The sequence below is a fragment of the Pseudomonas sp. ICMP 561 genome (assembly GCF_002699985.1).
In the GTDB taxonomy this organism is placed as follows: domain Bacteria; phylum Pseudomonadota; class Gammaproteobacteria; order Pseudomonadales; family Pseudomonadaceae; genus Aquipseudomonas; species Aquipseudomonas quasicaspiana.
Genome location: NZ_LKBT01000015.1, coordinates 79,804 through 101,991, shown reverse-complemented (window position 1 = coordinate 101,991; position 22,188 = coordinate 79,804). Strand labels below are relative to the sequence as shown.

Here is a 22,188-nt window from a genome sequence, read left to right as displayed (position 1 = left end):
CAAACCTTCTTCGCCAGAACCACCGCTCTCCCGGCTAAAGCCGGTCCTACGGTTTGCAGGACCCTGTAGGACCGGCTTCAGCCGGGAGGACGTCGGAACATCCGACAAACCTTCTTCGCCAGAACCACCGCTCTCCCGGCTAAAGCCGGTCCTACGGTTTGCAGGACCCCGTAGNCGGCTTCAGCCGGGAGGACGTCGGAACATCCGCCAAACCTTCTTCGCCAGAACCACCGCTCTCCCGGCTAAAGCCAGTCCTACGGGGGTGGAGGCCATCGCGACCTCGCGGTGCACCTACAGGTCCGCGGTTTGATGCGAGACAGCGCGGTGTTATGGAGCAGCTAGTTTTGATAGAGGCAAAGTCGTCTATCTGTAACAAATCTTGAGTACCTTCAACCGTGCCCACTGATGGCGGGCACGCATATCGCAGTTTTTATCGGGGTTGTTCCTTAGGCAGGGGACAATCCCTTTTTTTTTGTCTTGCATATTCTTTTTGGATATTGGTTGATAGCTTCTTATTCCTTAACGAATATATGTCACCTCCTTATACTGCGCTCAATGAACGCACCCATGCAGGAGGCTGACCCCATGCATAACGAGTCGATCCGCTATTTGATCGTGCCAGGCTGGCAAGGGTCAGGCGATGAGCATTGGCAAACCCATTGGCAGAACAGCCTGCCAAACAGCACGCGTGTTGAACAAGCCGATTGGCTCAAGCCGCGTCGCGAAGACTGGGTTGGCGAGCTGCAACGCAGTATCGCGGCGGACAGCACGCCGGTGATTCTGATTGCTCATAGTCTGGGGTGCATAACCGTAGCGCATTGGGCACGGCTGGCTCCGCTGGAGTCGCTGCGGCAGGTGCAGGGCGCTTTGCTGGTCGCGCCTGCTGACGTCGAGCGGCCTGCCTGCTCGCCTGCGTTGCGTAACTTCGCGCCAATCCCTAAAGATCTGCTTCCCTTCCCGACCCAGATTGTCACCTCGGATAACGACGCGGCGGTCAGCACTCAGCGGGCCCTTGAGATGGCGCGGGACTGGGGCGCGGAAACCGGCATTCTCAGCCAGGCCGGGCATATCAATACCAAGTCAGGACATCGCCGCTGGGAGCAAGGCTTCGCTTACCTGTACCGCCTGCAGAGCCGAATGGAACAACACGCACTGCGTCGCGCATGAGCTTACGCAGCGCGAGACGTATCGCGCTTGCCTCACCGATCCACTTTGTTTTTTAGCGCTTGAGCCGTCGCAAGGCTCGGGCGGGAGTTTGCCATGAGTCTTAACGAAACCTTCGGTCAGCCCTTGTTGACCTTCCCCGATGCCGAAAAAAGCCCGCTGAGTATTCGCGCCAAAGCGTTGGTGTTCATCGATCCGCGTTCGCGGCAACTACGTGAAGAAATGGAGCAATTGGCGCCTCGTGCTCTGCCAGTGCTGATTCGAGGCGAGTCCGGCACCGGTAAAGAACTGCTCGCTCGGCACATTCATCGCGGCAGCGACCGCACCGGCTTGTTCGTGTCGGTCAACTGTGGCGCGATCAGCCCGACCTATGCCGACGCCGAACTGTTTGGCTATGCCGCCGGTGCCCACAGCGGTTCGGCCAGCAGCCGCGCGGGTTGGTTCGGCTCAGCCAATGGAGGCACGCTTTATCTGGATGAGATAGGCGACTTGCCGTTACCGATCCAGATCAAGTTACTGGCCGCCCTGGAGAATCACGAAGTCACCCGCGTCGGCGCGCAACAACCCAGCCCGGTAGACGTGCGACTGGTTGCTGCAACCAGCATCGATCTTGCCCAAGCCGTGGCCGCTGGCAAATTCCACGAGCGGCTTTTTCACTACCTCGGCGAAGGCCATCTGGAACTGCCGCCTTTGCGCGAGCAGCCGGGCAACATCTTGCCGCTGGCCGAATATTTCCTCGGCATCTATAGCCAGCGCTTGAACCTGGCTGTCCCGCTGATCAGCGAAGCCGCGCAGCAAGTCCTGGAGGGCCATTACTGGCCAGGTAACACCCGTGAGCTAGAGAACGTCATTCACTTTGCGCTGCTGGTCAGCAGTGGCGACGAAATCTTGCCGGAGCACCTGAACCTGCCTGCCAGCGTCGACCCGCTTGCGCAAGTGGAACAGCTTGTAGGAAAGCTTCTCCTTGACGCAAAGGTTGAGCAACTCTTTGCACTGCAACGGGTGCTAGGAGCGGTCGATTCCCGGTTGGATGATCTCGCTCGCTAGCCCACAACCCCCGGTTCCTCAGCGCCGCATCCTTGGCAGGGATGCGGCGTTTTTTTTTGGGGTGAAAACTAGGCGCTAGAGAGCTTTCAGAGATCGGGAAATAGTCCTACAGATAGCGACTCTTTATCCCCGATAAGTTGTTGTGATTTTGCCATTGAACTTGCGGTAAGTTCCATTTTTTAGGCACTGTTTATTACTTTCTATTTCGTACGCTAGACACTAAAAATTATTTAAACCAGTCTGGTGTTGAAGAGCGGGGATAGTTGCTCTTTTACTACGAGGGTTCCAGTTGATGCTAGTAAGGCTAACGCTGGCGTCGTTGATTTTAACTATGAATTTAATAAGTTCCCTTTTTAGGGTTTACAAGGAGTTTACATGACTGAAAAATGGGTTTCATTGGAAACATTCACGGTCGTCAGCGCAGCAGGTGGGGGACGTTTGTTTTGGAACGGTCTTCAGGCTGTAAAGTTACGAGTCGCTATCAAAGCCGTTGACATAAATAATCATCCGGTTGTTTTGAGCGAGAAAGAGTTGCGCTCTATTAAGTTGGTCAACCATCATGGTGGGGCGGCGATACATTACCGGAGGCCAGTGTCAGGCAAGCCCCAACCGGTGACACAGGAACAGGGCTGGGATTGGTCTGATGCCAATCTCGACGGTTATGACTATGTTCCGACTTCCTCCCAACAGCTAGCGTATGAAGAGCCCTCGGTAAAAAGTCGGAATACGCACTATGTAGATCTCTATGTTCGTACTGTTCGCCAGGTACCGTTAACTGTGAGTCTTACCGTTGAGCGCGACGATGGCATACAGTTTGATTCGCGGGGCCATGGCGAGGGCTATATGACGATTACCCCTCTTCGGCCGACGACTTACCCAGTAGACAGGTACAAGTTCGAGATTGTTCATACGATGGAGTTGGGACGGTGGGGGAGGCTGGATTATATCCCTCTCGTGCTCAATGATAATGGTGTGAACATCGAATTTAGAAGCATCAGTGTCTCACCCGTTGGCGTTGGATATCATGCAGGTAGCGCCACCGTAACCCGCGTGGGTATGATATCGGGTTACATGGCGCCAGGCGTTAACAGGATTACATATCTCCTTCCTCGTCCACCGGATGCACCGACCTCTGTTACCGGCATAACACCCCTCAGGGGGCAGCCTGCAATAGTTACATTTAGAGATCGCTGGCTTTCTCCTGGAAAAGTAAAAAATGCGACGATCACCGCTATCGATATGTACGGAAACTCTCATACTCTTCGGTTTCGTATTGTAAGCCCAGAGCGTGTGGACGGTCGTTTAGAACTGTATTGAGTTTTAGGTGTGCCCAGTTAGCTGGGCACGCCGCTTGTTATTTCAATGGCTGGACGATAATTATAAGGTAGGCCTCACGTGTATTCTAATGCGTATAATTTTCTAAGTTTTATCAATGCTGGAGTTGACCCCAGAACAGGCACGTACAGTTGCAATTTGTCGTTGTCTGATTTACTGGCCAACGCGTTAAGCGGTCCCTCTCTTCCACTGTCCATTTCCTTCAATGGGCTCAGCAACGCTAACATGGGCTTTGGTACAGGATGGTCGATGCCCTTAACCCGGTATAGCCGTACCACACGGCAACTGAATGTGTTTAACGGCGCAACCTATCTTGCCAATACTGCACCGGGCCTGTTCGTCATCGCTGATAAAAAAGTTCAAGACTTAAAAACCAGTCGCGTCGGTGATGAGTTGATTATCGAGCACAAATCAGGGGTCGTAGAGGTACTGTCTAACCCGGCGCTCAACTGGGAGGAGTGGACGATTTCAAAACTCTATTCTCCCGAAGGCCGGGTTTTAAATTTCTCATACCGTGTCATCGGCGGTCGGCGGATGCTGCGTGAGATTCGAGATGAAAGTCAGACGTTATTAACCGTCGATGTGCTTGACGGTTCATCGAGAGTCTCCAGTATCTCCCTCTGGCCTGACAGCCCCACGGACAAACTGGTGTTTACTCTTCAGATTCAGAGTAATGAGCTTACCAAGATCACCCTGCCGCTTGAAAATGGTAAGGCAGCGTCATGGCGTTTCACTTATCAATCTGTGGGTGGCCTGCGGCTAATCAGCAGGCTCGAATTGCCCACTGGGGGTGTTGAGCAAATTACTTATAGGGCTATGGAGTTACGGTTGCCGGCCGGAGCCCCGGTCAGGACTTTACCGGCGGTCGCTTCCCACGTCACATTTCCTCGCTCGAACCAGCCCCAGATAACCAGAAATTACAGTTACTCCAGCCGTAATTATCTGGGTAACGGGTCCGGCGCTCCTTGGCGAAACGACGGCGATAACCTTTATCGGGCAGCGGGTAATTATGAGTACGAGATTAACGAAGACCTGATGTTGGGGGTCGGGTCCAGTGCGCGTGTTGCGCGCAGAACCAAACGTGTCTACAACCGCTTTCATTTGCAGGTTGAGGAGACGGTCAATCAAAACGGCAAAACCGTGCGCACCCTTACCGAATATCATGCAAGAACAGGGCAGAGCTTTGAGAATCAACCTGGAAATTTCCAGTTGCCCGCAAAGGTTGAGGTGTCCTGGCTTGATGCTGCTAAACCCGGTGTCATCCGCACGGAAACCACGCTGACTGACTACGATGAAATGGGCAACATCCGCAGAAAAGTGTCGCCATCCGGGATTACAGAGGTTTTCGATTATTACTCGCCAGGAGCATCCGACGGCTGTCCGGCGGATGCTTTTGGATCGGAGCGCTGGCTCAAGCGCAAGACATTGATACCCGCAGCTGATTGCGCCCCCGCACCCACACTTGTCACCCAATACCGCTACACCGAACTACCATCGGCCAGCCCCGAGCGGGGAAGCTTTTTGGCACTGGAGCAAGAGTCGTTATTTCAGGGCGGGCAAATAACGCCACTGATGACCATCGCCCGACACTATGAAGCCGACTCCAAAAGCAAATTCCTGGGTCGCGTCAAGCGCAGGATCGAGACGGTTGAAGGCAGCAGTACGATTATGGAATATCGTTATGAGTTAAAGGGCGGCACTCTGTGTACGCAAACTACCTTGATGGCCAAGGATCGCACTGTCAGCACCCAATCCGTTTTGCAGAACGTTTTGACCGGGGCAGAAGTAAAAGTAGTCGAACAGATGGGCGTTGCCCTGGAAACGATCTATGACCGGTTAGGGCGCAAAACCTCTGAGATGCTGGCACCTGAAACCCCCGGCCAGGTTTCCAGAACGCACACCTACCAGTTGGCAAACACGTTGGCTGACGAGGTGTCCACGCGCACCACAGCCCCCAATGGTGCTCAAACGCTGACACGGCTTGACGGGTTGAATCGAAAAATTGCCGTTGAGGTTCAGGACATCGACGCTGTCGGTCAACCCATGCGTGCCGTTTACAGCGCTAACTACGATGGACTTGGCCAGTTGGTTGAAGAAACCAGCACTGACTGGCTCGACGGCAAAGCTGTTCAATTGAAGACCCGTTACACCTATGACGATTGGGGTAATCGCGTCTCGACCATCGGCCCGGATGGAGTCATCAGTCACGATCGACTCGATCCAGTCACGCTCGTCCAGACTCAGGGTATTGATCAGGCTGGTAAAACGGTCGTCAGCAAAAACTTATTTGGTAAAAACGATACGGTCGAACGCTTTGATCGCAAAGGTGTTTCATGTGGCGCCACAGAGTATATCTACGACGGCCTGGGGCGATGCGTTCAGCAAATTGACCCTCAAGGACGTACGACCAGGTTCGTGTACGACTTTGCTGATCGCCTGGTCATCACGCAATTGCCCGACGGCACACGGATCAAAAGAGCATTCTTGCGACGTAGTACGGAAGACCTGGCGACCCATATCTGGGTCAATGAATATCTGGCAGGCGAGCGTACCTACGACGGCCTGTTGCGAGTGACCAGCATCACGGTCGGTGGACGCACTGAAATCTTCACGTACGTAGGGGCTCAGCCAAACCCGGCTACCCATGTCAAAGCCAGCGGTAAAGTCATTTCCTATCAATATGACCCGTCACTGAATAATCAGATGACTGAGCGTAGAGTTGCCGGTGACAGCAGTCTCGCTGCCAGCTTCCGCTACGACAATGCGCACGCGAAATTGATTCAGGCCTCCTGCCCAGGTAACCAGCAGCAGCGCATTTACCTGCCGTCCGGCAAGCTGCAAAACGACAAGATAACTGAAGCTCAGGGCACACTGAATGCCACGCATCGCACCTCGCTTAAAGGCTTGCCACTGGAATATGTAGATGCATCGGGCGTTAAACAGATCACCCACTATGACGCGCTGTGTCGGATTGCCAAGGTCGTAAGGGGGGCTGTCACAGCGGACTACAGCTATGACTCATTCGGGCGTGTCAGCAAAATCGAAACGGTCGATAGCCAAAGTAAACGCACACTTGTCACGCAACTTGAATATGACGACTTCGGCCGTGAGGTGCGTCGGGTGCTGACGGTTGACTCCAGTCAGCCGGAAGAACTGTCCCAACAATTCGACAATAAAGACAAGCTCATCAGACGCCTCTTGCTGCGCGGGAGCACCGTGCTGCGTGATGAGTCATTTGCCTATGACTCGCGTGGTCGTCTAGAGCACTACGAGTGCGCCGGCCTGCATTTACCGGTGGATGCGGCAGGGAAAGAAATTCTTATGCAGGACTATCTGTTCGATGAACTCGATAACATCCGCCAGTTGAAAACCGTGTTCGCGGGTGGCGAAAACATCGCTACTTACGAATATGAGAACTTCGATAAAACCCAACTAAGCCAAGTTCGCCATAGTCATCCGGACTATGCAGCGCAACAAGCCAGATTTTCTTACGACCGGGACGGTAATCAGCTCAATGATGAGCGCCGTCGCCACCTGAACTATGACGACCTGGGCCGTCTTGAATCGGTCTCGGAGGCACAAGCATGAATCAGTTGATCAGTTATCGCTACGACGCTCTGGATCGCTTGATCGGTGTCGAGCCGGTGGGCGCTCCTGCCAGCACGCGAGTTTATCGGGATGGCCGGATCGCCACACAACTGGAGGGCGAGCAGCAACGTAGCGTGCTGGAGTCGGGCGGCTACGTATTGGCACAGTCGACCCACTCGGGTAGCTCCATAGTGAACAGCCTGTTGGGCTGCGACCAGCAAGGCAGCGTTTTACAGTCAGTCACGGGCAATCAGATACAGCGCAGTGTTTACACTCCGTATGGTGGCAGTGCCGTCGTAGGCGGGCTGCAAAGTTTGCTGGGCTTTAACGGCGAGCAACCCGACCCGGTGACCGGCTGTTATTTGCTGGGCAACGGATATCGAGCTTACAACCCGGTCCTGATGCGCTTCCACAGCCCAGATAGCATGAGCCCGTTCGATTCTGGTGGCGTTAATCCTTACGCCTATTGCGAGGGTGACCCAGTCAACATGACTGATCCGACGGGGCATTTTTCCTGGAGGAAGCTTTTGGGGATCGTGATCTCGGTCGCTGCCATTGCTCTTACGGTCGCTACCCTTGGTTCCTCGGCCCCTCTTACAGGTCCACTAATTGTGGCGGCGGCACTCAACATTGGCGCGGAGGTACTGAGCATCGCGGGGGAGGTGACGAGCCTATTAGCACCCACTTCCAAAGCGGGATCTATCCTGGGCTACCTCAGTCTTGGTCTTGCGGCTGTTTCATTTTCGGCCCCCTATACGGCAAAGCTTGCTGGGTCGGGCACTGCTCGAGCTGTGGGCAAGTTTTTCAAAGCGACTCCCTCGGCAGCTTTCCAGGCCATTGGACAACCCATTGGCGTACAGGGAGTGAAAAGTGCTGGTAGCTTGGCAAAGCTTGGGAGAGGTGCAAAAAGAACAGCGGCAGCGCTGGAACTGCTGGATGCCGGTATGCCGAAATATTTTGGTTACGCCAAATGGGCTGGACGTGCCGTAAAGGGAGCCACTTATGTAGAGGAGAACGGCATCCCGTACTTATACTCACCCTCTACCGGCCAGTCTGACGAAGCTCCCTCCACACTCGACGCCTTTGTGCGCGGCGATACCGATAAGGGCGCGCAAGGGCCGGGGCAAACCAATATCAAACCAGGCGACTTCCTGACTGCTGATCAGGATCGAATGCAGGCGCTACGCGAGTTTTGATTTGCGCTCGGCGGCTGGAGCCTTCCTGGCGGATAACTACAAAAAAGCATAAGTACTTGATAAAAAAGTATTGTATTGGAATAAAAAATATCGGTAATGTCCGTTCCACGCCCCCGACCGCGCCAGCAGTCCGGGGGCAACTCATTGAAGAGCTGTCGTACAGACCGACCTCGATTTTCTCTAAGGACATTGCATGAAAAAGACATTGCTGTTGACCGCTCTGGCGGCCGTATTTTCGGTAAGCGTGGCTCAAGCAGCCGAGAAACTGGTGGTCGGTGCTACGCCAGTTCCTCACGCGGAAATCCTTGAACTGATCAAGCCTGACCTGGCTAAAGAAGGCGTGGACCTGGAAATCAAGGTGTTCACCGACTATGTGCAGCCAAACGTACAACTCAATGAAAAGCGTCTGGACGCCAACTACTTCCAGACCAAGCCTTACCTGGATGGCTTCAACAAAGGCAAAGGTGCAACGCTGGTGACCGGTGTTGGCGTACACGTTGAACCGTTCGGTGGCTACTCCACCAAGTACAAGAACATCGCTGACCTGCCAGAAGGCGCAACCGTCGCCATCCCTAACGAAGGCAGCAACGCCGGTCGTGCCCTGCTGCTGTTGCAGAAAAATGGCTTGATCACACTGAAAAACCCGACCGACGCACTGGCGACTCCGAAAGACATCGCCACCAACCCGAAGAAACTCAAGTTCCGCGAGCTGGAATCGGCCGTACTGCCACGCGCACTGGGCCAGGTTGATCTGGCGCTGATCAACACCAACTACGCGCTGGAAGCGAAGCTGAACCCGAAGAAAGACGCGCTGATCATCGAAGGTGCTGATTCGCCTTACGTGAACTTCCTGGTGACCCGTTCCGATAACGCTCACACCGACGCTATCGAGAAACTGTCCAAGGCCCTGACCAGCCAGAAAGTTAAAGACTTCATCAACAAGAAGTACGAAGGCGCGGTACTGCCAGCGTTCTGATTGCTGAGCTGAACATGTGATCCCCAACGCCGACGCTGGCAACAGCGTCGGCGTTTTTGTTTCTGGTAAATATCGTTAGGAGCGCGCTTGCCCGCGATAAGGGCCGAAGGACCTTCATTTGGCGTCAACAGCGGTCTGCTGCGCAGCCCATCGCGGGCAAGCGCGCTCCTAAAGTCAGCGGATCTAGCCCCTAGCTCAATCCGGACTATCCATATGCAATAACGATATTTAAATTTCGATTCTTATACCTATAAAGTCGTGGCTCATTACCACCAGTCTTCTGGAGTCCGAGCCATGTCGTCAGCGTCTCTCGCGTCATCACCCGTTCAAGCTGCATCTCAACAGTTTGAAGTGCGTCCTTTCGCCGCCAACGTGGGCGCAGAGATCGTCGGGCTCGACCTGTCCCGACCGCTGAATGACGCCGATTTCGCTCGCGTACATCGCGCGCATCTGGATTACCACGTCGTGGTGTTCCGCGATCAGCAGATCACCCCGCAACAGCAGATCGACTTCAGCCGCCGTTTTGGCGTGTTGCAGATCCACGTGCTCAAACAGTTCCTGCTCGCCAACCACCCGGAAATCCTCATCGTTTCCAACATTGTGGAAAACGGTCAGCCGCTGGGCCTGGGCGACGCGGGCAAGTATTGGCACTCCGATCTTTCCTACAAGGAGCTGCCAAGCCTCGGCTCGATGCTCTACGCGCAAGAACTGCCAAGCGAAGGCGGCGACACCTTGTTCGCCAACATGCACCTGGCCTGGGACACCTTGCCTGAGCATTTGCGCAAAGCTGTTGAAGGCCGCTCTGCCGTGCACAGCTACACCTCGCGCTACCGCGACGGGCACAACGCTCAAAACTGGCGGCCAACCCTGACTCCCGAGCAACTGGCGCAAGTCGTTGTGGTCAGCCATCCGATCGTGCGCACACACCCTGAAAACGGTCGCAAAGCGCTATTCGTCAGTGAAGGCTTCACCACGCATATCGTCGGTCTGCCGGAAGACGAGAGCCAGCAGATTCTCAACGAACTGTACGCCCACAGCGTGCGCCCTGAAGGGGTCTATCGCCACAAGTGGGCACACAACGACATGGTCTTCTGGGACAACCGCTCGCTGATCCACCTGGCCGGCGGCACGTCTGACCATCTGCGTCGCCGCCTGCATCGCACAACCATCCAGGGCGATGCGCCGTTCTAATTCCGGGAGCTTTTAATGACTGTTCTGCAAAGCCACACGGCTAGCGCAAACTCGCTTGCGCAACAGGTCGATCAGCCCGCTGCTGAAGCCCTGCTGCAAGTCCAGAATGTAAGCCTCGAATACCGCACGCCCGAGCGTGTAGTGCGGGCGACTCATCAAGTCAGCTTTGAAGTGGATCCGGCGGATCGCTTCGTGCTGCTCGGCCCATCGGGATGCGGCAAATCCACCTTGCTCAAGGCCGTGGCGGGTTTCATCAAACCCAGCGAGGGGCAGATTCGTCTGGCGGGCACCGAAGTTCATGAGCCAGGCCCGGACCGCATCGTGGTGTTCCAGGAGTTCGACCAACTGCCGCCCTGGAAAACCGTCATCGAAAACGTGATTTTCCCGCTGCTGGCCTCGCGCACCTTGAAGCGCAAGGAGGCACTTGAGCGCGCGCACTATTATTTGGCAAAAGTCGGTTTGAGTGCCTTCGCCGATGCCTACCCGCACACCTTGTCTGGCGGCATGAAAGCCCGTGTGGCGATTGCCCGCGCGTTGGCAATGCAACCGAAAATCCTGCTCATGGATGAGCCGTTCGCCGCTCTTGATGCTTTGACCCGTCGCAAGATGCAGGAAGAGCTGCTGGAGCTGTGGGAAGAAGTGCGCTTCACCCTGCTGTTCGTCACGCACTCCATTGAAGAAGCACTGGTTGTGGGCAACCGCATCCTTTTGCTGTCGCCGCATCCGGGCCGGGTTCGCGCTGAAATCAACAGCCATCAATATGACCTGAAGAGCCTCGGCGGCGTTGGTTTCCAGCACACCGCCCAGCGTATCCACCGGCTGCTGTTCGATGAAGGCGAAGAGCAGGCGGTCGACCGCGAGCTGAATTTCCAGGACATCCGGATCGCTTATTAACACCGCCAACCCCGGTAGGAGCGAACTTGTTCGCGAGGCGATCTTCCTGGCGACACAGGTCGAATCTCTCGCTAACAAGTTAGCTCCTACCTGTGGGATGGTGAATTCAGAGAACACACCATGAACATCCGTCAAGAATACGAAGTTACGCTGGAGCCTTTCACTCAGGAAGACCTGGCCCGTGACATCCCGCTGGTGCAACGCATCTGGCAGGTGAGCTGGGTGCGTAAAACTGTGATCCTGATCGTGCTGGCCATCCTTTGGGAAGTCGCCGCGCGTATTCAGAACAACGACCTGCTGCTGCCCAGCTTTCTGCAGACCGCGGCCGCTTTTTACGAAGGAATTCTGTCTGGCGAACTGATCAGCAAGGTCTGGATTTCCCTGACCGTGCTCATTCAGGGCTACCTGATTGGTATCGTCCTGGCCTTCGCCCTGACCACGCTGGCGGTATCGACGCAGTTGGGTCGGGACCTGCTCGGCACTTTGACCGCCATGTTCAACCCATTGCCTGCCATTGCGCTGCTGCCACTGGCGCTGCTGTGGTTTGGTTTGGGGCAGAACAGCCTGATTTTTGTGCTGGTGCACTCGGTGTTGTGGGCGTTGGCGCTCAATACCTACGCGGGCTTTTTGGGTGTTTCGGAAACCCAGCGCATGGCCGGGCGCAACTACGGCCTCAAAGGCTTGCGCTTTGTCTGGCACATCCTGATCCCTGCGGCGTTGCCGTCGATTCTGGCGGGTTTGAAAATCGGCTGGGCGTTCGCCTGGCGGACCCTGATCGCGGCCGAACTTGTCTTCGGCGCATCGTCCGGCAAAGGCGGCCTGGGCTGGTACATCTTCCAGAACCGCAACGAGCTGTACACCGACAAAGTTTTTGCTGGCCTGGCTGCCGTCATCATGATCGGTCTGCTGGTGGAAAACCTGCTGTTCGCCAACGTCGAGCGCCTGACCGTCAAGCGCTGGGGTATGCAGCGCTGATTTAACTGAAAACACTCAACTCCCGTTGGAGCGAGGCTTGCCCGCGAATTAGTCAATGCGGTCAATCAGATACACCGCGGTATCGTTCTTCGCGGGCAAGCCTCGCTCCAACAAACTTTCCACGAGGTTTCAAATGGCAATTCCTTTCAAGCGCTCAGCCATCATCGCGCTCGCCGCAACCATCGGCCTGCTCAGCGGCGGCGCACAGGCCGAAGGCAAGATCAGCATCGCTCAGCAATTCGGGATCGGTTACCTGATTCTGGACGTGGTCCGTGATCAAAAACTGATTGAAAAGCACGGTAAAGAGCAGGGCATCGACATCAAGGTCGACTGGAACAGCATTTCCGGCGCGACCGCCATGAACGAAGCGCTGCTGGCTGGCGCGCTGGATGTGGTGTCCGCAGGCGTACCTCCGATGCTGACCATCTGGGACCGCACCAAGGGCAAACAGAACGTCAAAGCCATCGCGTCGCTGGGCTCAATGCCCAACTACCTGCTGACCAACAACCCGAACGTGAAAACCCTCAAGGACTTCACCGACAAAGACCGCATCGCCGTGCCAGCCGCTGGCGTGGGCTTCCAGTCGCGTACCTTGCAGATCGAAACCGCCAAAGAGTTCGGTAACGAGAACTTCAAGAAATTCGACAACATCTCGGTAAGCCTGCCGCACCCGGACGCGACCTCTGCGTTGATCTCGGGCGGCTCGGAAATCAATTCGCACTTCTCCAGCCCACCGTTCCAGTATCAGGCGCTGGAAAACAAGAACGTGCATAAAGTGCTGAGTTCTTATGACGTACTAGGTGGTCAGGCAACTTTCAACGTGCTGTACACCACCGAGAAATTCCACGACGAAAACCCGAAAACCTACAAAGCGTTTTATGACGCACTGGCTGAAGCCGAGAAGATCATCAAGGCCGACAAGCCTGCCGCTGCCCAGACCTACATCCGCGTAGAGCAATCCAAGCTGGCGCTGCCATTTGTAGAGAAGATCGTTTCCGATCCGGAAATCGACTTCACCATCACCCCGCAGCGCACCTTTATTTATGCTGAAAAACTGCAAGAGCTGGGCGTGCTGAAAAACAAGGCGGCGAGCTGGAAGGATTACTTCTTCGAAGAAGCGCATGGTGGTGCGGGTAGCTAACCTACGCCGATTCTGTTGGAGCGAGGCTTGCCCGCGAATTGGCCGCCTCGTTGGGTCAGGCGCACCGCGTAATCGTTCTTCGCGGGCAAGTCGGATCGCCGCCCGCTCGCTCCAACAGAGTCAAGTTGTAACTTCACCTCACGAAAAACCCAACTTTGAAGGCCATTTCCTGCGGTCCTTTCCCTTTCTTCTGTGCGAACTTTCCTAGAAAATCCTGAGCCCTTGCGCGTGCCAAATTCGGACACTAGGCTGCGTCCGTCACTGACTCATCAGTGATCGGGTTTAGCAGCCTGTCTGGGTTTACACGATATGCAAGTACCGCTACGGCGGCTTTGCGTGGGGCATCTTCGGGTGCGCCGGTAAATCGTGTCTCCACCGGTCTGCTAACCCGCGACAAAGCCGCCACCCTTTTTTCGTTTAGCAGCGATTATCCGGTGGTCTCACTTGTAAGGAGAGCACGATGATCAAAGTAACACCGGATCCACCGCTACCAACCCTCGAAGAATCGCTGCTCCACGTCAGCGATCTACTACGCTGCGCAGCCGCCACTGCCTACGAAACCGGCGACACCCTCAACGGCCCCAAACGCGACCTGGCCTTCTCGGTCGTCCACCTGATCGCCATGGCAAAAGCCGAACTCGACCGCTCACTGGAATGCGTCGAACCCCGCTGAAGCCCGCATAACAACTCAATCCTGAGGCCGAAACGCTATCTCTGTGGGAGCTGGGCTTGCCCGCGATACAGGCACCGCAGTTATCAGGTCAACCGTGTCCAGCCTTATCGCCGCCAAGCCCAGCTCCCACAAGTTCTGCGGATCCCGCGACACGCATGCACTCTGTGACAGTCGAGCTTGCTTGCGATACGAGCGCCACAGAGATCAGTCATGCCTATCTCCCACGTCTAGACCGCAAGCCCCGCTGTCTCAATCCGGCCAATGCCACGCCGGCGCATCCAGCACCCCTTGACCGACGATCCCGGTTTGCCCCAGCACCTTTTCAAGCTCGATCGCATTGCATTCCGGGCTTTGCTCCAGTGCTGCGATCAATCGGCTGGCATGGGATACGACCCACACCTGACAATTGTTGGAAGCTTTGATAATCAGGCGTGCCAGCGCAGGCAACAAATCAGGGTGCAGGCTGGTTTCCGGTTCGTTGAGCACCATCATGGTGGGTGGGCGCGGGGTGAGCAGGGCGGCGATCAGCAGCAGATAACGCAGCGTGCCGTCCGACAGTTCCGCGGCCGACAGCGGGCGCAACAAACCTTCTTGGTAAAACTCCACGGCGAAAAGCCCGCCAGGCACGACATTGATTTTCAGGCTCGCACCCGGGAAGGCGTCGTTGATCGCAGCATGTAATGCATTCGGGTCGCCAATCTCCAGAATGGTTTGCAACGCTGCGGCCAGGTCGCGTCCATCGTGATGCAAAACAGGCGTAAAGGTACCCAGTTGCGCCCTGCGTGCCGGTGCATCGGAGTCGGTGCGAAAGTGATCGTAAAAACGCCAGCCGCGGATGGTTTCACGCAGCTGTAGTACTTCCGGACAACCGCGCATGCTGCCCACCTGATCAAACATGCTGTCGAACGCAGGTGTGTGTTGTGCCAGCACGTCCCAGTCACGGCCATCGCGTGCGCGGATCATCGGGCCGCTGCGTTGTACCAACAGGCTGGCGGGTCGATACAACGGCCCGGCCCAGATGCATTCCTTCTTGATCTCCGGGTCCAGGGCGAACGCCGTCAGTGTGCTTTCAGGCAGGCCCAATGAAATGGCGTAGCTGAAATCCTCACCAGCAAAACCGAGTCGCAAGCGTTTAACTTTTTGCCGCGGCCCGCCCCGTACCTCGACCTCGCCCGCAAGCATGGCCCGGCTGATTTTCTCCGGCCCTGCCCAGAAGGTTGATTCCAGCCCGCCTTCACGAGCCAACGCATTGATGACCCCACCCTGAGCTGTTTCGCCTAGCAACCGCAACGAGCGATAGAGATTGGACTTACCGCTGCCATTGGGCCCGGTGATGACATTCAGACGCTCAAGCGGCACGACCAGGTTGTTGATCGACCGGTAATTAGCGACCGCGAGAGTTTTAAGCATGGCTGCTTCCTTGCCGGTGAGAAGAAGGGAGTTTAACCAGATCGCTTGGCGAATGATGGACCTGCGATTGTGCGAAATTGCCTGGATAACTGTGGGAGCTGGACTTGCCCGCGATGGACCGATACCGCGGTATGACTGAAAACCGCGGCGACCTCATCGCGGGCAAGCACCACATAGACCGCGCATTCCGTAGGACTGGCCGGGCGGCGCTCCGCTTTAGCCGGGAGGGCGTAGGGACATTTACTACATATTCCTCGTCAGAAATACCGCTCTCCCGGCTAAAGCGGGTCCTGCGGGATTGCAAGCAAACATAGAATCTCCCACAAGGGACATGGGTTACATCTGTAACTTAACCTCACGAAAAACCCAACTTTGAAGGCCATTTCCTGCGGTCCTTTCCCTTTCTTCTGTGCGAACTTTCCTAGAAAATCCTGAGCCCTTGCGCGTGCCAAATTCGGACACTAGGCTGCGTCCGTCACTGACTTATCAGTGATCGGGTTTAGCAGCCTGCTTCGTGAATTGACAGCGCAAGTACCGCGTTATGGCGGCTTTGCGTGGGGCATCTTCGGGTGCGCCGGTCTTGTTGATTCCACCGGTCTGCTAACCCGCGACAAAGCCGCCACCTTCTATTTGTTTAGCAGCGAACATTCGGTGGCTCCTTCAACACAAGGAATCAACGATGAAAAAGTTAACACCAGATCCACCGCTGCCAACCCTCGAAGAATCGCTGCTCCATGTCAGCGATCTTCTCCGCTGCGCAGCCGCCACTGCCTACGAAACCGGCGACACCCTCAACGGCCCGAAACGCGACCTGGCCTTCTCGGTCGTCCACCTGATCGCCATGGCCAAGGCCGAACTTGACCGTTCACTGGAACGCGTCGAACCCCGCTGATTTCAGGGCAGCGCAATAAAACTACCAACATACCCGCCATGCCTATGGTGGCCTCGGTCCACTACGCACAAATCGTGCGGGTTTTTACTACGCTGCCGCGCAGCAAACACCGGACCTGTTGGAGCGAGGCTTGCCCGCGAATCAGACGCATCGGTAAACCAGACACACCGAGTTATCGTTCTTCGCGGGCAAGCCTCGCTCCAACAGGTCAAGTGTTTGCCCAAAGCGACGCTTTGTATGCACAACCAATCACACACCCCAAGGAACCCTGATCTACGCTTAGAGTCGCATAGTCACGGCGCCACCCACTGTTTACAGCGAGGCACGCGCACGGCATCCGCATAAGGAGTCTGCATGCCCGCTTTCCCCCCAAGATTGGCGTTGTTTGGCCTGACATTGTCGCTGGCGATTCTGGCTGGCTGCGGCGAGGAAAAACCTGCTGACGCCAACCTGCCACGTGTCTATGTACAAGAAGTCGCGAGCATCGATTACGCCGCTCAGGTTGCATTGACCGGTGACGTTCAGGCCCGGGTGCAGACTCAGCTTTCATTCCGCGTGGGCGGCAAGATCATTCAGCGAATGGTGGATGTGGGTGATCGGGTCACGGCCAGGCAAGTGCTGGCGCGACTTGATCCCAAAGACTTGCAGACCAACGTCGATTCCGCCGTGGCGGCTGTCGCCGCCGAGCAAGCGCGGGTGACGCAGACCCGTGCTGCGTTCGTGCGACAGGAAAAACTGCTGCCCAAGGGCTATACCAGCCGCAGCGAATACGATTCCGCACAGGCCGCATTGCGCAGCAGCCAGAGCGCGCTCAATGCTGCGCAAGCTCAGCTGGCCAGTGCCCGTGAGCAATTGAGTTACACCGCGTTGGTCGCCGACGCGCCTGGGGTGATTACTGAGCGTCAGGCGGAAGTCGGGCAAGTGGTACAGGCCACCGTGCCGATTTTCAGCCTGGCCCGGGATGGGGAGCGTGACGCGGTATTCAACGTCTATGAGTCACTGTTCGCCCAGGCATCCGGTGATGAACCCGTGGTGGTGACGCTGCTCGATAACCCGCAAATCAAAACGGTCGGCAAAGTCCGTGAAGTGACCCCTGCCGTGTCAGCCGAAACCGGCACCGTACAAGTAAAAATCGGCCTCCAGAAATTACCCGCTGGCATGGACCTCGGCTCGGTGGTCAGCGGGGCGTTGACCACGCCGGGCAAGGCCAGCGTCGAACTGCCATGGGCTGCGCTGACCAAGGGGTTGGGCGATCAATTGGGCAAGCCGGCAGTGTGGGTAGTGGACGATCAAGGCCAAGCCAATTTGCGCGCCGTCACAGTCGGCCGCTACCTGACCGCCAAAGTCATCATCACCGATGGCTTGAAGTCTGGTGAGAAAGTGGTGGTCGCCGGGGGGCAGTTGTTGCACCCCGACATGCACGTGGAAATCGCCGCCAGTGAACAGCAGAAACCCGCGAAGGTGCAGCCATGAAGCGTTTGTCGTGGTTGTTATTGCTGCCGCTGTTGAGCGCGTGCAGTAAGGAAGAGCACGCGCCGGAGCCAGTGCGCCCCGTGCTGCATGTCGAAGCGAAGGCGATTTCTGAGGAAAGCCTTGGACGTTTTGCGGGCAACATTGAAGCGCGTTATGAAAGCACCCTCGGTTTCCGGGTCGCTGGGCGAATCGCTCAACGCAGTGTCGACGTCGGCAGTGAAGTCGCCCAAGGCGCATTGCTTGCCACTCTGGACCCCACCGACCAGCAGAATAATGTGCGCGCTCGCCAAGGTGATCTGGCGCGCATTCAAGCGCAGTGGATCAACGCCCAAGCCAATGCCCGTCGCCAACAGGAGTTGTTTGACCGGGGCGTGGGTGCCCAGGCACAACTGGACATCGCTCAGACCGATCTGAAAACCACCAACTCATCACTCGAACAGGCACGCGCGGCACTGAGCCAGGCCCAGGATCAGTTGGGGTACAGCGAGTTGCGCTCCGATCACGCTGCCGTCGTTACCCGCTGGCAGGTTGAAGCCGGTCAGGTTGTCACCGCCGGGCAAGAGGTCGTGACCCTGGCTCGCCCGGACGTCAAAGAAGCGGTAATCGATTTGCCCGGATCCCTGGCTGACCAGTTGCCCCAAGGTGTCGAGTTCAAGGTCGCCAGCCAGCTTGATCCGCAGATCAATACCACCGCGACGCTGCGCGAGATTGAACCGCAAGCCGAGCGCACCACCCGCACCCGCCGTGCTCGACTGACCCTGAAAGAGACGCCGGAAGCGTTCAGGCTGGGTACCGCTATCAGCGTCAGCCTGAGTTCAGCTATTGCTTCGCGCACTGAGCTACCGATCAATGCGCTGCAGGAAGTGGATGGCAAAGCGCAGGTGTGGATCATCGACCGGCAAAACCAGACGGTTAATCCTCGCGCTGTGAACGTCATCAGCCGTACGGGCGACAGTTTTGTATTGAATAACGGGATCAAACCCGGCGAGTGGGTGGTGAGTGCCGGGGTCAACAGCCTCAAGCCGGGCCAGAAAGTTAAAGTCGATGAGGAAAGCCCGCGATGAAAGGGAGTTTTAACCTGTCCGAATGGGCCATCAAGCATCAGTCTTTTGTCTGGTACCTGATGTTCGTTGCGCTGTTGATGGGCGTCTTTTCCTACATGAATCTTGGCCGTGAGGAGGATCCGTCCTTCACGATCAAAACCATGGTCGTACAAACCCGCTGGCCGGGTGCGACGGTGGATGAAACCCTTGAGCAAGTCACCGACCGCATCGAGAAGAAACTCGAAGAACTGGACTCGCTGGACTACGTGAAAAGCTACACGCGTCCCGGTGAGTCCACGATCATGATTTTCCTGCACGACACCACCTCTGCCGGTGACATCCCGGAGATCTGGTATCAGGTGCGCAAGAAGATTGACGACATCCGCGCACAATTCCCGCAAGGCACTCAAGGGCCGTTTTACAACGACGAATTCGGGGATGTTTACGGGTCGATTTACGCATTCACGGCGGATGGTTTTTCCATGCGTCAGTTGCGTGATTACGTCGAGCAAGTCCGTACGGAAATCCGCGAAGTGCCTGGGCTGGGCAAGGTCGAAATGATCGGCCAGCAGGACGAAGTGGTGTACCTGAATTTTTCTACCCGCAAGCTCGCGGCACTGGGCCTGGATCAAAGCCAGGTGGTGCAAAGCCTGCAATCGCAAAACGCGGTCACGCCAGCGGGGGTGATCGAAGCCGGGCCGGAGCGAATTTCGGTGCGCACTTCCGGGCAGTTTGCGTCGGAAAAAGATCTGGCCGAGGTCAACCTGCGTCTCAATGATCGCTTCTATCGTTTGAGTGATATCGCCGACATCACGCGCGGCTATGTCGACCCACCGAAACCGATGTTCCGCTTCAACGGCAAGCCCGCCATCGGCCTGGCCATTGCGATGAAGAAGGGCGGCAACATTCAGTCATTTGGCAAGGCGCTGCATGAGCGCATGGACGCCGCCACGGCCAATCTGCCGTTGGGCGTTGGCGTGCACAACGTCTCGGATCAGGCCGAAGTGGTCGAGAAGGCGGTCGGCGGCTTCACCAGCGCGCTGTTCGAGGCGGTGGTGATCGTGTTGATCGTCAGCTTTGTCAGTCTGGGCGTGCGTGCTGGATTGGTGGTCGCTTGCTCAATTCCGCTGGTGCTGGCAATGGTCTTTGTGTTCATGGAATACAGCGGCATCACCATGCAGCGGATTTCCCTCGGCGCGTTGATCATTGCTCTCGGCCTGCTGGTGGACGACGCGATGATCACGGTGGAGATGATGGTCACGCGCCTGGAAATGGGCGAAACCAAAGAACAGGCCGCGACTTACGCCTACACCTCGACGGCCTTCCCGATGCTCACCGGTACGCTGGTGACCGTCGCCGGGTTCGTGCCCATCGGCCTCAATGCCAGCTCGGCGGGGGAATACACCTTCACGCTGTTTGCGGTGATTGCCGTGGCGATGCTGGTGTCGTGGGTGGTTGCGGTGTTGTTCGCGCCGGTCATTGGCGTGCATATCCTGAGCGCCAACATCAAAAAGAAAGACGAAAAAGAGAAGGAAGGGCGCATTGCCCGCGGCTTCAATAACAGCATGTTCTGGGCGATGCGTCATCGCTGGATCACCCTCATTTTCACCATCCTGATGTTTGTGGCCGCGGTGTTCTCCATGCAGTTCGTGCAGAACCAGTTCTTCCCCTCTTCAGATCGGCCGGAAATTCTCGTCGACCTGAACCTGCCGCAAAACGCGTCGATCAACGAAACCCGCAAGGTTGTGGACCGCTTTGAAGCGACGTTGAAGGATGATCCGGACATCGAGCGCTGGAGCACTTACATCGGCCAGGGCGCTCTGCGCTTTTACCTGCCGTTGGATCAGCAACTGGAAAATCCGTACTACGCGCAGTTGGTGATTGTCAGCAAAAGTCTTGAGCAGCGCGCTGCGTTAAGTGAACGCTTGAACAAGCGCTTGCGCGAAGAGTTTGTCGGCATTGGCAGCTTCGTTCAGCCACTGGAAATGGGGCCGCCAGTGGGGCGTCCGTTGCAGTATCGGGTCAGTGGCGAAAACATCGACAAGGTGCGCCAGCACGCCATCGAACTGGCTACGCTGCTGGACGCTAATCCGCATGTGGGCGAGATGATTTACGATTGGAACGAGCCGGGTAAAGTCCTGCGTATCGACATCAATCAGGACAAGGCGCGTCAGTTAGGCTTGTCGTCTGAAGACGTAGCCAAGCTGATGAACAGCATCGTCAGCGGCTCGCCGGTGACGCAGGTGCGCGATGATATTTATCTGATTGATGTGGTTGGGCGCGCTGAGGACGCTGAACGTGGCTCGCCGGAAACCCTGCAGAATCTGCAGATTGTGACGCCGGGCGGCACGTCGATTCCATTGCTGGCGTTTGCGACGGTGCGTTATGAACTGGAGCAGCCGTTGGTATGGCGTCGTGACCGCAAGCCGACTATCACGGTTAAAGCAGCGGTAGCGGATGACATGCAGCCGACGGATCTGGTCAAGCAGCTCAAGCCTGAGATCGACAAGTTTGCTGCCGGTTTACCGGCTGGCTACAAGGTCGCTACGGGCGGTACCGTCGAGGAAAGTGGCAAGGCTCAAGGACCGATTGCCAGCGTCGTGCCGCTGATGATCTTCCTGATGGCGACGTTCCTGATGATTCAGCTGCACAGCGTGCAGAAGATGTTTCTGGTCGCCAGCGTCGCGCCTTTGGGCTTGATTGGCGTGGTGTTGGCGCTGATCCCGACCGGTACGCCCATGGGCTTTGTGGCGATCCTCGGGATACTGGCGCTGATCGGGATCATCATCCGTAACTCGGTGATTCTGGTGACGCAGATTGATGCCTATGAGCGTGATGGATACTTGCCGTGGGATGCCGTGGCCGAAGCCACCCAGCATCGCCGTCGCCCAATCCTGCTGACCGCAGCAGCCGCCAGCCTGGGCATGATCCCCATCGCCCGCGAAGTATTCTGGGGCCCGATGGCCTACGCCATGATCGGCGGCATCATCATCGCGACCTTGCTGACGCTGCTGTTTTTGCCAGCGCTGTATGTGGCGTGGTATCGGATTAAAGAGCCGAGTGATGAGCAGCGTAAAGACGCTGATCGTGAGGGGGGTGAGCCAGTTGTAAACCATTGACTCAACTGCTGGCAGGCCGGATCAGTCATTCAGCTTGCCAGTCGCACCGCGTAATAGTTCTTCGCGGGCAA

The 22,188-nt window shown here is 56.6% G+C and carries 16 protein-coding genes; 15 read left to right on the top strand and 1 reads right to left on the bottom strand.

Features of this window, described 5'->3' with window-relative positions; genetic code table 11:
• Positions 1-585 precede the first annotated feature (585 nt).
• From AO242_RS14145 to AO242_RS14090, 11 genes are all read left to right on the top strand, one after another.
• Positions 586-1,167, top strand: a complete 582-nt coding sequence (locus tag AO242_RS14145; RefSeq protein ID WP_099269205.1) for an alpha/beta hydrolase — start codon at positions 586-588, stop codon at positions 1,165-1,167.
• Between the two features lie 93 nt (positions 1,168-1,260).
• On the top strand, positions 1,261-2,211 hold the full coding sequence (locus AO242_RS14140) for a sigma 54-interacting transcriptional regulator (RefSeq protein WP_099269200.1): 951 nt from the start codon (positions 1,261-1,263) through the stop codon (positions 2,209-2,211).
• A 375-nt stretch (positions 2,212-2,586) separates the two neighbouring features.
• Positions 2,587-3,528: a hypothetical protein gene (locus AO242_RS14135; RefSeq protein WP_099269199.1), complete on the top strand. Its 942-nt coding sequence runs from the start codon at positions 2,587-2,589 to the stop codon at positions 3,526-3,528.
• 162 nt (positions 3,529-3,690) lie between these two features.
• Positions 3,691-7,134 carry an RHS repeat protein gene (locus tag AO242_RS14130; protein WP_141562216.1) on the top strand — a complete coding sequence of 1,148 codons (3,444 nt, stop codon included), beginning with the start codon at positions 3,691-3,693 and terminating at the stop codon, positions 7,132-7,134.
• Positions 7,131-8,330, top strand: coding sequence for an RHS repeat-associated core domain-containing protein (locus tag AO242_RS14125; RefSeq protein WP_099269197.1), 1,200 nt, complete (start codon positions 7,131-7,133; stop codon positions 8,328-8,330). The genes AO242_RS14130 and AO242_RS14125 overlap by 4 nt, the downstream gene beginning before the upstream one ends.
• Positions 8,331-8,523: 193 nt before the next feature.
• A complete protein-coding gene (locus AO242_RS14120) occupies positions 8,524-9,306 on the top strand; it encodes a MetQ/NlpA family ABC transporter substrate-binding protein (RefSeq protein WP_099269196.1) in 783 nt (260 codons plus the stop codon).
• A 294-nt stretch (positions 9,307-9,600) separates the two neighbouring features.
• Positions 9,601-10,497 carry a TauD/TfdA dioxygenase family protein gene (locus AO242_RS14115; RefSeq protein ID WP_099269195.1) on the top strand — a complete coding sequence of 299 codons (897 nt, stop codon included), beginning with the start codon at positions 9,601-9,603 and terminating at the stop codon, positions 10,495-10,497.
• Positions 10,498-10,512: 15 nt separating this feature from the next.
• A complete protein-coding gene (locus AO242_RS14110; protein ID WP_027898470.1) occupies positions 10,513-11,391 on the top strand; it encodes an ABC transporter ATP-binding protein in 879 nt (292 codons plus the stop codon).
• Between the two features lie 120 nt (positions 11,392-11,511).
• On the top strand, positions 11,512-12,366 hold the full coding sequence (locus AO242_RS14105) for an ABC transporter permease (RefSeq protein WP_099269194.1): 855 nt from the start codon (positions 11,512-11,514) through the stop codon (positions 12,364-12,366).
• Between the two features lie 133 nt (positions 12,367-12,499).
• Positions 12,500-13,507 carry an ABC transporter substrate-binding protein gene (locus AO242_RS14095; RefSeq protein ID WP_099269193.1) on the top strand — a complete coding sequence of 336 codons (1,008 nt, stop codon included), beginning with the start codon at positions 12,500-12,502 and terminating at the stop codon, positions 13,505-13,507.
• A gap of 460 nt (positions 13,508-13,967) precedes the next feature.
• Entirely contained in the window at positions 13,968-14,180 is a 213-nt protein-coding gene (locus AO242_RS14090; RefSeq protein ID WP_099269192.1) for a DUF6124 family protein, read from the top strand.
• A gap of 249 nt (positions 14,181-14,429) precedes the next feature.
• Here the strand turns inward: AO242_RS14090 and AO242_RS14085 are convergent, their stop codons facing one another.
• A complete protein-coding gene (locus tag AO242_RS14085; RefSeq protein WP_099269191.1) occupies positions 14,430-15,590 on the bottom strand; it encodes an AAA family ATPase in 1,161 nt (386 codons plus the stop codon).
• A gap of 679 nt (positions 15,591-16,269) precedes the next feature.
• Here AO242_RS14085 and AO242_RS14080 point away from each other — a divergent pair.
• The 4 genes from AO242_RS14080 to AO242_RS14060 all read left to right on the top strand — a co-directional run bounded on the left by AO242_RS14080 (position 16,270) and on the right by AO242_RS14060 (position 22,117).
• Positions 16,270-16,482: a DUF6124 family protein gene (locus AO242_RS14080; RefSeq protein WP_095092925.1), complete on the top strand. Its 213-nt coding sequence runs from the start codon at positions 16,270-16,272 to the stop codon at positions 16,480-16,482.
• A 354-nt stretch (positions 16,483-16,836) separates the two neighbouring features.
• Positions 16,837-17,955, top strand: a complete 1,119-nt coding sequence (locus tag AO242_RS14070; protein WP_099269190.1) for an efflux RND transporter periplasmic adaptor subunit — start codon at positions 16,837-16,839, stop codon at positions 17,953-17,955.
• Positions 17,952-19,019 (top strand): efflux RND transporter periplasmic adaptor subunit, encoded by a 1,068-nt coding sequence (locus AO242_RS14065; RefSeq protein WP_099269189.1) that lies wholly within the window; start codon positions 17,952-17,954, stop codon positions 19,017-19,019. Before AO242_RS14070 ends, AO242_RS14065 begins: the two co-directional genes overlap by 4 nt.
• On the top strand, positions 19,016-22,117 hold the full coding sequence (locus tag AO242_RS14060; RefSeq protein WP_099269188.1) for an efflux RND transporter permease subunit: 3,102 nt from the start codon (positions 19,016-19,018) through the stop codon (positions 22,115-22,117). Before AO242_RS14065 ends, AO242_RS14060 begins: the two co-directional genes overlap by 4 nt.
• Positions 22,118-22,188 lie beyond the last annotated feature (71 nt).